At 71.4% G+C, this 11,901-nt stretch carries 10 protein-coding genes; 8 read left to right on the top strand and 2 right to left on the bottom strand.

What is annotated here, in order from left to right; translation table 11 throughout:
- Position 1: 1 nt before the first annotated feature.
- The 8 genes from hisS (at position 2) to NZH93_RS33340 (ending at position 9,245) form a co-directional block, all read left to right on the top strand.
- On the top strand, positions 2-1,264 hold the full coding sequence (gene hisS, locus NZH93_RS33375; protein WP_259627263.1) for a histidine--tRNA ligase: 1,263 nt from the start codon (positions 2-4) through the stop codon (positions 1,262-1,264).
- Positions 1,261-1,893 (top strand): hypothetical protein, encoded by a 633-nt coding sequence (locus tag NZH93_RS33370; protein ID WP_259627262.1) that lies wholly within the window; start codon positions 1,261-1,263, stop codon positions 1,891-1,893. Before hisS ends, NZH93_RS33370 begins: the two co-directional genes overlap by 4 nt.
- Before the next feature lie 86 nt (positions 1,894-1,979).
- Positions 1,980-3,461, top strand: a complete 1,482-nt coding sequence (locus NZH93_RS33365) for a M48 family metallopeptidase (protein WP_259627261.1) — start codon at positions 1,980-1,982, stop codon at positions 3,459-3,461.
- 23 nt (positions 3,462-3,484) lie between these two features.
- The gene (locus tag NZH93_RS33360; protein ID WP_259627260.1) at positions 3,485-4,450 is read left to right on the top strand and encodes a DUF4034 domain-containing protein; all 966 of its coding nucleotides are present in this window, start codon (positions 3,485-3,487) and stop codon (positions 4,448-4,450) included.
- A 216-nt stretch (positions 4,451-4,666) separates the two neighbouring features.
- Positions 4,667-5,923: an extracellular solute-binding protein gene (locus NZH93_RS33355; protein ID WP_259627259.1), complete on the top strand. Its 1,257-nt coding sequence runs from the start codon at positions 4,667-4,669 to the stop codon at positions 5,921-5,923.
- A gap of 7 nt (positions 5,924-5,930) precedes the next feature.
- Positions 5,931-6,905, top strand: coding sequence for a carbohydrate ABC transporter permease (locus NZH93_RS33350; protein WP_259627258.1), 975 nt, complete (start codon positions 5,931-5,933; stop codon positions 6,903-6,905).
- On the top strand, positions 6,902-7,726 hold the full coding sequence (locus NZH93_RS33345; protein ID WP_259627257.1) for a carbohydrate ABC transporter permease: 825 nt from the start codon (positions 6,902-6,904) through the stop codon (positions 7,724-7,726). The genes NZH93_RS33350 and NZH93_RS33345 overlap by 4 nt, the downstream gene beginning before the upstream one ends.
- Positions 7,727-7,739: 13 nt before the next feature.
- Positions 7,740-9,245, top strand: coding sequence for a beta-N-acetylhexosaminidase (locus NZH93_RS33340; protein ID WP_259627256.1), 1,506 nt, complete (start codon positions 7,740-7,742; stop codon positions 9,243-9,245).
- A gap of 156 nt (positions 9,246-9,401) precedes the next feature.
- Here the strand turns inward: NZH93_RS33340 and NZH93_RS33335 are convergent, their stop codons facing one another.
- Both NZH93_RS33335 and NZH93_RS33330 read right to left on the bottom strand, forming a co-directional pair.
- Positions 9,402-10,058 carry a nucleotidyl cyclase domain-containing protein gene (locus tag NZH93_RS33335; protein ID WP_259627255.1) on the bottom strand — a complete coding sequence of 219 codons (657 nt, stop codon included), beginning with the start codon at positions 10,056-10,058 and terminating at the stop codon, positions 9,402-9,404.
- Between the two features lie 665 nt (positions 10,059-10,723).
- Complete coding sequence (locus tag NZH93_RS33330; protein WP_259627254.1) at positions 10,724-11,872, bottom strand: serine/threonine-protein kinase; 1,149 nt, start codon at positions 11,870-11,872, stop codon at positions 10,724-10,726.
- Positions 11,873-11,901: the final 29 nt, after the last annotated feature.

The raw sequence follows: 11,901 nt of genomic DNA, 5'->3' as shown, positions 1-11,901 counted from the left end.
CGTGACTACTTTTTCCGCCCCCAAGGGCGTTCCCGACTACTTCCCGCCGACCGCGGAGTCGTTCCTGGCCGTGCGCGAGGCGCTGGCCGAGCCCGCGCGCCGGGCGGGCTACGGCTACATCGAGCTGCCGATCTTCGAGGAGACGGCGTTGTTCGCGCGCGGCGTCGGTGAGTCCACCGACGTGGTGAGCAAGGAGATGTACTCGTTCGCGGACCGCGGCGACCGGTCCGTCACGCTGCGCCCCGAGGGCACGGCCGGGGTCATGCGGGCCGTGATCGAACACGGCCTCGACCGCGGCCAGCTCCCCGCGAAGCTGTACTACGTCGGGCCGTTCTTCCGCTACGAGCGCCCGCAGGCCGGTCGCTACCGGCAGCTCCAGCAGGTCGGCGTGGAGGCGATCGGCGTCGACGACCCGGCGCTGGACGCCGAGGTGATCGCCATCGCCGACGCGGGCTTCCGGTCGCTGGGCCTCACCGGGTTCCGGCTCGACATCACCTCGCTCGGTGACAGCTCGGACCGCCCGCAGTACCGGGAGAAGCTCCAGGCGTTCCTGGCGAAGCTGCCGCTGGACGAGGCGACTCGCACGCGCGCGGAGCTGAACCCGTTGAGGGTGCTGGACGACAAGCGCCCCGAGGTGCGGGCGCTGATGGACGACGCGCCGCTGATGCTGGACCACCTGGCGCCGGAGACGCGTGAGCACTACGAGACCGTCAAGGGCTACCTGAACGAGCTGGGCGTGAAGTTCACCGAGAACCCGCGGATGGTGCGCGGCCTCGACTACTACACGAAGACGACGTTCGAGTTCGTGCACGACGGCCTGGGCTCGCAGTCCGGCATCGGTGGCGGCGGGCGCTACGACGGGCTGATGGAGCAGTTGGGCGGGCAGCCGCTGTCCGGTGTCGGCTTCGGGCTCGGCGTCGACCGCACGCTGCTGGCGTGCCAGGCCGAGGGCATCACGCCCGGCGACGTGACCCGCTGCGACGTCTACGGCGTGCCGCTCGGCGAGGCCGCGAAGTCGCGGCTGGTCGGGCTGTCCGGTGAGCTGCGGGCGGCCGGGGTGCGGTTCGACCTCGCCTACGGCGGCCGTGGGATGAAGGGCGCGATGAAGGCGGCGGACAAGTCCGGTGCCAGGTTCGCGCTCGTGCTCGGCGAGCGGGACATCGAGGCCGGTGTCGTGCAGCTCAAGGAACTCGCGACCGGTGACCAGCGCGCGGTGCCGCTGGTCGACGTGGTCGTCTCCGTGCGGGAAGCGCTGGGCCGGTGACCGACGACGCCGAGCGGATCCCGCTGGACCTCCTCGACCCGGCGACGGTGCGCAAGCGGGCGCGCATGGTCGCCATCGGGGCGGTGATGGTGGCGGGGTTCTTCGGCGGGGTCCTCGGGCTCATCGCGGGCCGCGTCCCCGGACTGATCGCCCTGGCGATCGTCGCCCTGCCGCTGCTGCTCCTGGCGTGGAGCGAGGCCCGGCGCCGGGTCTGGCTCCAGGGCCAGGTGCTGTCCGTGCGGGCGTTCGGCACGCGGTCGGTCGACCTGCGGGCGGCCGACGAGCTGGACCTGCTCGTCACCGACGTCCGCGGCAGCCGCACGGTGGGGCTGTTCGTGCGCGGCGGCGGCAAGGCGATCAACCTGGCGCTGGCGATCTACGCGGGCACCGGCGGGCGCGAGCAGGGCGTGTTCCCGCTGCGCAGGCTGGCGGACGTGCTGGCGGGTCGCGGTGACCCGAACGGGCTGGTGTTCTCCCAACTGCTCGTCGCCCAGTTGCGGGCCGAGGCGCAGGGCATGGCGGCGGCCGACCGGCCGCTGTACCAGCTCGCCTCCCTCGCGCCCGGCGGACGGCTCGCGCAGAAGCTGACCCCGGACGCGGTCTCCCGGTTCGTCGCCTCACTGGACTGAACGCGTCCCGGCTTGGCCGTCGAGCGGGCGGTGCCGCACACTGCTCGGAGCCGCAGGGGGTTGCGGTGTTCGGGGGAGGCAGTCCGATGCGCTTTTCGCTGCGCGCCGCCACGGCGGTCGCGATGCCGGCCGGGTTCTACGTCCTGCTGCTGGGACTGGCCGCCGGCATCCTCGTCGGCGAGGGGCTGCTGCTGTGGAATCGGCCCCTCACCGGGCTCTTCCTGGCGGTGTTCGCGTTCTCCGCGTTCTTCGCGCTGGTGGGCGCGGTGATCACGATCGGGCGGGCCCAGCGCGAGGACCCCGTCGGCGTTCCGGTCACCGCGCACGACCAGCCGCGGCTGTGGGACCTGGTGAACCGGGTCGCCGCGGTGGTCGGCACCCGACCGCCGGACGAGGTGCGGATCGTCCCGGTGGTCAACGCCGCGGTGTCCGAGCAGACGAGGCTCCTCGGCCTGCGGGTGGTGCGGCGGCGCCTGTACATCGGCGCCCCGCTGCTGGCGTGCCTCACCGAGGAGCAGATCGCCTCGATCCTTGCCCACGAGCTGGGCCACTACGGCAACCGCGACACCCGCCTGGCCGGGATCGTGATGAGCGGCCGAGACGCGCAGCTACGCGTCCTCAAGGGGCTCAAGGGCGACAACCAGGCCCGTGCCGTCGTGGCGGCCCTGATCGCGGAGTACACCAAGCTGTACCTGAAGGTGTCGAGCGCGGTCTGCCGCGGGCAGGAACTCGCGGCCGACGTCGTGTCCGCGCGGGTGGCGGGCTCGGTCACGGCCGCGAGCGCGCTGCGGGAACTGCTGGTGCTCGGCGCGGCGTGGGATGTCTTCGTCGAGCGGCACCTGGCCGTCGCGTCCGCCGCGGGATACCTGCCGAACGGGGTCTTCGACGGCTTCGCCGACCTGCTCGGCTGCGACGAACTGGCCGACTTCCTGGAAGAGGTCAGGCAGGGGTCCGGCGACCGGGAGCAGGACCCCTACGACTCCCACCCGCCGACCTCGGAGCGCATCGCGGCCGTCGAAGCGCTGGCCGCGCAACCGGTTCGGAGCTGGGGCGGCGGTCCCGCGGCCGGGCTGCTGGTGGAGCCGACGCGGGTCCTGGACGCGTCCTTCGCGAGCCCGACGCCCGTCGTGCGCGTGGATTGGGCGGAACTCGGGCACCTCACCGTGCGGGCGCGGACCGCGTTCGCCGCGGACCGGCTGCTCCGGGCGGCGTCGCGGATCTCGGGGCGGCCCGCGACGCTGACCGCCGTCCTGGACGCGTTGGACGCGGGCAGGCTCGTCGACCTCGCCCCCGACGGGCTGCGTCCCGGCAGCGCGTCCGGGGGACCGCGAGCGCGGCGCGAGTTCGCCAGGGGGTTCGTCGAGGAGGACCTGACCGGGCTCATCTCGCTGGCGCACGTCGACGCCGGTCGGGCGCGCTGGCGGCGGGACTGGATCGGCGACGTCGAGTACGTGGGCGTCCCGCCGGAGCACGTCGACGCCGCGGTCGCCGACGGCGGCAGCACGACGGCCCTCCGCGCCGCGCTCGCCGCGGCGGGCATCGCACCCGACTACCGGCCCACTGCCTGAGGCAGGAGAACCCGTTGCCCCCCATGGATCCTCGGAAGAACGCCGACCCGGCCCGGTGGGGCCTCGTGGCCAACGGCGACGTGCGCGAACACTTCCCGGAACGCGAGCCGGCCCTCACCTTCGCCCTGTCCGAAGCCCGGTTCGGGCGGTGGCGGCACGCGGCCGCGGTGGTCGCCGACTCGTGGGGCGACTGGGACCGGCGCTCCCACGTCGTGGGGGCGGTCGCCGACGTCGGTGCGCACGACGACGGGTGGCTGAACCGGTGGCGCGCGGCCCACCCCGATGATCCGCACCTCGCGGTGGTCGACGCCGAGGCGTGGGTGCGGTTGGCGTGGGCCGTTCGCGGCACGGCCCCGGACTGGGAGACGGCGGACGAACACCTCCGGGCCTTCCAGCGCGTGCTGCGCCGGGCGGAGGCGGCCGTCGAGCACGCGGTCGAGGTGGCTCCGGACGACCCGACGCCCTGGTGGTCGTTCACGGAGATCGCCTGCGGCCTGTCCTTCGACCACGACCGGTTCGGCCGGATCTGGGCCGGGCTCACGGCGCGGGCGCCCGCGCACCGCGCGGGCCACGACCGGGCGCTCGGCTACTGGAGCGAGCGGTGGTGCGGTTCCCACGACCTGGCAACCGCCTTCGCCGAACGCGCCGCGAACACGTCGCACCTCCTGGCCGCGCTGCCCTTGCACGCCGCGCTGGAGTCGGCCGCGGACGACCCCGTCGCCTGGCGCACGCCGCTCGTGCACGCCGCCCTGGACGCCGTGCTGGCGCGCGACCACGTGGACGACCGGGCTTCGCGGACCGATCGCGGCTACGCGGTCCTGGCGCTGGTCGACAACCACCGCTACGCCGAAGCCGTCGACCAGTTCCGGTTGCTCGGCCCCCACGCGGACGGCGAGCCGTGGCGGCACTTCCCGGACCCCAAGGAGGCGTTCCTCGACCTGCGGGCGGAAGCGTGCCTGAGGGCGGGCAGGCCGACCCGCACGTCCTGACAGCGGCCAACTGGTCAAGCCGCAACTTGACCAGTTGAGACCGTTTTCGCGTCCGGCCTGGGTGTCAACCGCCGTTCGGTAGATCATCTTGTGGGGTGCTGGTCTGCGGAAACATCTTCTTGGTCTCGATGCTTGACCGGACGATTGGTCTATGCCACCTTCTGGTGCAACAGATCTGGTCTTACCAATGGTCAACATCGCGCCACGAGGTGACTGATGAAGAGCCCCCGCCTGCTCGCCGCCGCTCTCGCGCTGGCGTTCGCCACCGCCGCCTGCGGTTCGTCCACGCCGACGTCCACATCGGACGGTCCCGCGACACTGGACGTCTGGCTCATGAAGGACAGCGTCACCCCCGACTTCCTCCAGCGCTTCCAGAGCGACTTCGAGGCGGAGAACGCGAACATCAAGCTCAACATCCAGATCCAGGAGTGGGGCGGCATCGGGCAGAAGGTCGTCAGCGCGCTCGCGAGCAACGACGCGCCGGACGTGATCGAGGTCGGCAACACCCAGGTCGCGCAGTACGCGGCCAGCGGCGGCGTGGTCGACCTGACGGACAAGGTCGACGAGCTGAACGGCAAGGACTGGATCCCCGGCCTGCGCGATCCCGGAGCGGTGGACGGCAAGCAGTTCGGCATCCCCTACTACGCGGCGAACCGCGTGGTCATCTACAACAAGGACCTGTTCGCCGCCGCCGGGATCACCGCGCCGCCGAAGACCCGCGCGGAGTGGCTGGAGACCACGGCGAAGCTCAACCAGGGCACGACCCAGGGCATCTACCTGCCCGGCCAGAACTGGTACGTGCTGTCCGGGTTCCTGTGGGACGAGGGGGGAGACCTCGCCACCAAGGACGGCGACAAGTGGAAGGGCGGCCTCGGCACGCCCGCGGGCGCGGCGGCCGTGGACTTCTACCGGTCCCTCCAGGCGCTGGGCCAGGGCCCGAAGGACTCCGACGAGGCCAAGCCGCAGCAGACCGACGTCTTCTCGAGGGGTGACGTCGCCCAGTTGATCGCGGTGCCCGGCGCGGCCGGTCTGATCACCAAGGCCAACCCGGCGCTGGAGGGCAAGCTCGGGTTCTTCCCGATCCCCGGCAAGACCGCCGACAAGCCCGGCGCCGTCTTCACCGGCGGCTCGGACCTGATCGTGCCGCAGTCCTCCAGCCACCCCGACCAGGCGTACAAGATGATCAAGGCGCTGACGGGGGAGAAGTGGCAGACCGAGCTGGCCAAGGCGATGAACTACGTGCCGAACCGCACGAGCCTCGCGTCCGCGCTCGCCGAGAACCCCGGCGCGGCGGCGATGGCCGCGGGCGCGGTCAACGGCCACGGCACCCCGCAGTCGCCGAACTGGGCGGCCGTCGAGGCGAAGAACCCGGTGAAGGACTTCCTCACCGCGGTGCTGACCGGCGGTGATCCCGTCGCGGAGGCCAAGAAGGCCGACGACGTGATCGCCGCCGCCCTGAACTCCGGCAAGTAGGCCGGACGTGTCGACCGCTCCCGTGGTCCGCGACGCGGGCCCGCGGCCGACCGCCACCCCGGAACCGCCGCCGCCTCAGCGCCCGAGGCGGCGGCGCCGGGTGTCGATCTGGCCCTACCTGCTGATCGCCCCGACCGTGCTCGGGTCGGCGTACCTGCTGCTGTACCCGCTGGTGCGCAACCTGGTCATCTCGGTGCAGCACTTCCGGCTCGGCGAGCTGATCCGCGGCGGCGCGACCTTCGTCGGGCTGGACAACTACCGGGAAGCGCTGGCGGACCCGGTGTTCTGGGCCGTCGTCCGGCGCACGCTGCTGTTCACGGTGGTCAACGTCGTGCTCATCATGGTGCTGTCCACGCTGGTCGCGCTGCTGCTGTCCGCGCTCGGGAAGTGGTTGCGGCTGCTGGTGATGGGCTGCCTGGTGCTGACCTGGGCGACGCCGATCATCGCCGCGACCACGGTGTTCCAGTGGCTGTTCCAGTCGCGGCTCGGCGTGGTCAACTGGGTGCTGGTCCAGCTCGGGTTCGAGCAGTTCCAGGACTACACGTGGTTCGCGAACGGCAGTTCGACGTTCGGCATCCTCGTCGCGCTCATCGTCTGGCAGTCGGTGCCGTTCGCCGCGCTGTCGCTGTACTCCGCGATGACGACCGTGCCGTCGGAGCTCTACGAGTCAGCGAAGATCGACGGCGCGGGCTCGTGGCGGCTGTTCACCTCCATCACGTTCCCCATCCTGCGCCCCATGTTCGGCCTGATCCTGTCGCTGGAGGTGATCTGGGTGTTCAAGTCGTTCGTCCAGATCTGGGCCATCAGCCAGGGCGGGCCGGGTGACGCCACCACGACGCTGCCGGTGTACGCGTTCCAGATCGCGCAGTCGCTCAACAAGTACGACCTCGGCGCGGCCGTCTCGATGATCACGGTGCTGCTGCTGGTGGTCGTGCTGCTGGCCTACTTCCGCCAGATGTTCAAGCAGGAGGCGGAACTGTGAAGTGGCGCAGGATCCCCCTGACCGCCTCGGCGCTGCTCGTGTGCGTCGTCGCGGTGTTCCCGGTGTACTGGATGGTCCTGACGGCGTTCAAGCCCACCAAGGACATCCAGGCTCCGACGCCGACGTTCTGGCCCACCACGGTCAGCTTCGACCACTTCGCCACGGCCGTCCGGGCGAGCGGGTTCTGGTTGTTCTGGCGCAACAGCCTCGTCGTGTCGCTCGGCGGCGTCCTGCTCGCGCTGGCCGTCGCGCTGCTGGCGGCGTTCGCCGTCGCGCGGATGAGGTGGAAGGGCAGGCGGGCGTTCATCCTGATGGTGTTCGTCGCGCAGATGACGCCGTGGGAGGCGCTGCTGATCCCGATGTACGTCATCGCCCGCGACACGGACATGCTCGACAAGCTGTCCATGCTGACGCTGATCTACTTCATGATCACGCTGCCGTTCACCATCGTGACCCTGCGCGGGTTCCTCGGCGCGATCCCGGTCGACCTGGAGGAGGCCGCGCTGGTCGACGGCTGCACGCGCTTCCAGGCGTTCCGCCGCATCGTCTTCCCGCTGCTGGCCCCCGGCCTGATGTCTACGTCGCTGTTCGGGTTCATCACGGCGTGGAACGAGTTCGCCTTCGCCAACCTGCTGATCATCAAGAACCGCGACGACCGGACGCTGCCGGTGTGGCTGTCGTCGTTCAGCAACACGTTCGGCACCGACTGGGGCGCCACGATGGCCGCTTCCACGCTGTTCATGGTTCCCGTCCTCCTGGTCTTCCTCGCCCTTCAGGGGCGGGTCACTTCCGGTATCACCGCGGGTGCGGTCAAAGGGTGAGGAGAGTGCAGGCGTGATCGTTCCCCCGCCGAAGCAACTGGTGCGGCTTCCCGGCAGCTTCACGATCGGCGGCGCCACCGCCGTCCGCACGGGATCCGGTGCCGCGCAAGCGGTCCACCTCCTGCGCGGCTACCTGAGGCCGTACGGCGTCGCGCTACCGCCCTCACCGGACGGCGACGTGGTGCTGGCCGTCAACCCGGCGCTGGGCCACCTCGGCGCCGAGGGCTACGAACTCCGCGTCGACCAGGGCGGGGTCCGGCTGCGCGCGGCGGCCCCCGCGGGCCTGCTGCACGGGGTCCAGTCGCTGCGCCAACTCCTCCCGGTGGAGCCGACGGGGCCGATCGCCCTGCCGTGCCTGGAGGTCCAGGACGTCCCGGCGTTCCCGTGGCGCGGCGCGATGCTGGACGTGGCGCGGCACTTCATGCCCATCGCGTTCCTGCACCGGTTCGTGGACCTGCTGGCGCTGCACAAGCTCACGGTCCTGCACCTGCACCTCACCGACGACCAGGGCTGGCGCATGCCCGTTCCCGGCTACCCGAAGCTCACCGAGGTGGGCGGCTGGCGCGCCGAGAGCATGATCGGCCCGGCGGGCAGCACCCGGTTCGACGCCAGTCCGCACGGCGGCGCGTACACCACCGCCGAACTGCGCGGCCTGGTCGCCTACGCGGCCGAGCGCGGTGTCACCGTCATGCCCGAGATCGAGATGCCCGGCCACGCCCGCGCCGCGCTCGCCGCGTACCCGCAGCTCGGCAACTTCCCGGACCGCCACCTGCCCGTGTGGACGAGCTGGGGCGTCTCCGAGGAGGTGTTCGGCGTGCAGGAGTCCACAATGGACTTCTGTCGGGCCGTGCTGGAGGAGGTCATGGACGTCTTCCCGTCGCAGCACGTCCACATCGGCGGCGACGAGTGCCCCACGGCGGAGTGGGGCCGCAGCCCGCTGGCGTTGGAGCGCGTCCGGTCGGCGGGCCTGCCAGGCCCGGACGCCCTGCACGGCTGGTTCCTCGGCGAGATCAGCGGTTTCCTGCTGGAGAACGGCCGCACACCGGTCTGCTGGGACGAGGGCGGCGGCGCCGCGTCCCTGCCGCGGGAGACCACGGTCATGGTCTGGCGCGACCCCGTCCACGGCCTGGAGGCAGCCCGCAACGGCCACCCCGTGATCATGACCCCGTGGCGCTCGACGTACCTCGACTACCCGCAGACCGACGCCGCGGACGAACTCGCGGGCCAGCCCGCGGGAGTGGTGACCCTGCGGGACGTCTACGCGCAGGAACTCCCCCCACCAGGCTGGTCCCCGGAGGAGGCAGCGCTGGTACTCGGCACCCAGGCCCAGTTGTGGACGGAATTCGTCCCCGACCCGTCCCACGCCGAGTACCTCGCGTTCCCGAGGCTCTGTGCGCTAGCGGGCAACGCCTGGTCCGGCGGTGACGACTGGCCGGGCTTCCTCGCCGACATGCGCCGCCACGAGGCCCGCCTGGCCGCACTCTCGGTCCGCCACCGACCGTTGGGGGCGACGGGCTGACGCGGGTTGGTGCCGCCCGCTCCTCGTGGCGCCGGGAGCGGGGCGGCGCTTCGTCCTATCTCGGGTCCTGCGAACGTCGTGGTCTCGGCCCGATCTCGTGGGGGCCGATTCGCGCTTCCGGCAGGCGCGGGTGCGCACCCCGAACCGATGCGCTGGTCAACCCGCCTCGCGCATCCTCCTGACGTTCCCGTTCCCGTTCCCGTTGCCGTTGCCGGACGGCCTGCTCGCCCGGTTGTCCGGTCGGTCCGGCGTTCGAGGGGTGCCCGAGCAGAGGTAGCCCGCGTAGTCCTTGTCCTTGGCGGACACCAGGGTAGGTCGGAACCGGTCCGGGGCGAGGCCGTAGAACCGGCTCGCGACGACCTCCTGGTAGAGCTGTTCCGAGACCACGAGGACCAGGTCGGTCGAGGTCTCGTCAGTCAGCGCGTTCCGCGCGTTGTCCGAGTCCAGGAGGCGGCAGGTGATCACCGGGGTGTCGCCCGCGGGCCCGAAGTGCCCCATCGCCACCGTTCCGTGGTGCATCGCTACCCGGATCCGCAGGGCGGGCTCGGTCGAGTTGGCCCGCCTCAGGTCGGCCAGAGCCGTGACGAGCTGCTCGGTGAACTCCGCGACGACCCACGCCACGTCCACGTCCGGTGGCAGCACGGCGAGTTCCCCATCGCCTCGGAGTTGGCGGTGCCACCGGTCTCGCGCCAGACCCGCGTGGCGTGCCGCGAAGTCGAGGACCTCGCTCAACCGGGTTTGGATCAGCGACTGGTCCAGGGTGTCCAACCTGCTGTAGTTCTCGATGTCGACGGCGACGGCCAGTCTGTACACCAGTTGGCCGTGAGGCCCCGCCAGGTCCGATCGACCTCGCCGAGCGGGAAGCGCGACCTCGGCTGTCACCTGCTCGGTGGGATCGAGTCGGCGATCGTCGGGCGGCAGCGGGCACGGGTCCCGCTCCGGCACCGCGGCGGCAGAGCTCCCGGCAGACCAAGCGACGTTTCCCGCGGGCTTGAGCCCCAACCGCCATGTCGATTCCATGCTCGTGGCCTTTCCTCGCTTTGATCGGTGAGTGACGCTCGTTTCCGGCCAACTCCTTGTGCATCGGGATGAGGTAGCTGTGCGTAACTCGCTGTAGATCAGGTGCATGGCGGACGTGGATGCCGGAATCCCATCCCGCCCGTGGCGAGACGTCGGCGCTCGCGTTCGCAGGAGGTCGGCAGGCCAAGCGCCGTGGACGCGCCTCCGGCCGAGGTCAGGGCAGGTCGAGTGCCGTTCGATCGTCGCCGCGTTCGATCGTCGTCCGTCACGGCCTGCGTTCCGCGGGAGGATTCTCCGAAAATCCACCGGCGCGTCTGACCGCTTAAAGGGCATCTTTTTGGCAATAGACAGACCACAGCGGACGGTGCGCGTTCAGGCACACATCGCTCAGGCTTTGCCCTGAGACCGATTCGAGCACTCGAACAGCGGTCTGGTGGCCGGAGTGCGTGACCGGCCGATCAGCCGCCGTTCTTCTTCGTCGCGCCTTCGGCGGACTTCTTCGCCTGACCTGGGTTCTGCTTGTCCTTGCCCCTTGTCGAGCCAGGGTCGTCCTCGGTGGGCGGCGCCCCTGTGTCGGTCGGAACGATCGCGCGATCCGGCGAGGCGTTCTCCGGGGCCGGGACGCCGACGGGGGGCTCGGACTCGGCGGTGACGGCCTGGGCGGCGCTGGTCGTCGGGGTGGGTGCGGTTGACGAGCGGGTCGGGATCGGGTCGGACGTTGGGTGTTCGTGGTCGCCGGTGAAGGCCCACGTGGCGCCGATCAGGCCCACCGCCGCGGCGGCCGTAGTGGCCAGGATCGCCTTGCGGGTTCGGGAACCGGTCGGCGCGTCCGTCCCGGCGCGGAGTGCTTGGGCGCACTGCTGGGCGGTCGGTCGGCGGCGTGGTGTGAGTGCGGTCATCCTGGTCAGCAGCCTGGCCAGGTCCGGGGGGAGGTCGGCGGGGAGGTCGGGTGGGCGGTGCAGGCGCGCCACCGCGGCCTCCACCTCGCTGCCCTCGTACTCGCGGTAGCCGGTCAGGCACTCCAGCAGCACGAGGCCGAGTGCGTATACGTCCACGGGCGGACCTAGGTCCCGGCCGCGTACCTGTTCGGGGGCGAGGTAGGCGGCGGTGCCCATCATCTCGCCGGTGCCGGTGAGGCGCGTCGAGCCGGTCAGCCTGGCCAGGCCGAAGTCGGCCAGGTAGGCGTCGCCGTCGGTGTCGAGCAGGATGTTCGACGGCTTGACGTCGCGGTGCACCACGTCGTTGGCGTGCACGTAGGCGAGCGCGTCGGCCAGTTCGGCGCCGAGCGTCCGCACCTCCTCCGGTGACAGCGGGCCGTCGCCGATCCGGTTGTGCAGGGTCCGGCCGTCCACGAGTTGCAGCACCAGGAACGTCGCGTCGCCGTCCGTTCCCGCGTCGAAGACCGACACCAGACGGGGATGCGACAGGGCCGCGAGCGTGCGGGCCTCGCCGTCGAAGCGGCGGGTCGACACGGCGTCCAGGCGGGCGCGGAACACCTTGACGGCGACGAACCGGCCGAGCTTGGTGTCCCAGGCCCGGTGCACGTCGCCCATGCCGCCGCTGCCCAGCACCCGGCCCAGCCGGTAGCGGTCGGCCAGCAGTGACACGCGCTCCGCACCTCTCCGTCGCCTGGACC

This window comes from Umezawaea endophytica, assembly GCF_025061645.1.
Lineage (GTDB): Bacteria > Actinomycetota > Actinomycetes > Mycobacteriales > Pseudonocardiaceae > Umezawaea > Umezawaea endophytica.
Note: the sequence above shows the minus strand (reverse complement) of the source record. Positions and strands in the feature narration are given on the sequence as shown.

Excerpts from the sequence above, each read along its gene's own strand:
- NZH93_RS33360 (WP_259627260.1), top strand. The coding sequence starts at position 3,485 with ATGGATCCTCGGAAGAACGCCGACCCGGCCCGGTGGGGCCTCGTGGCC.
- NZH93_RS33355 (WP_259627259.1), top strand. The coding sequence starts at position 4,667 with ATGAAGAGCCCCCGCCTGCTCGCCGCCGCTCTCGCGCTGGCGTTCGCC.
- NZH93_RS33365 (WP_259627261.1), top strand. The coding sequence starts at position 1,980 with ATGCGCTTTTCGCTGCGCGCCGCCACGGCGGTCGCGATGCCGGCCGGG.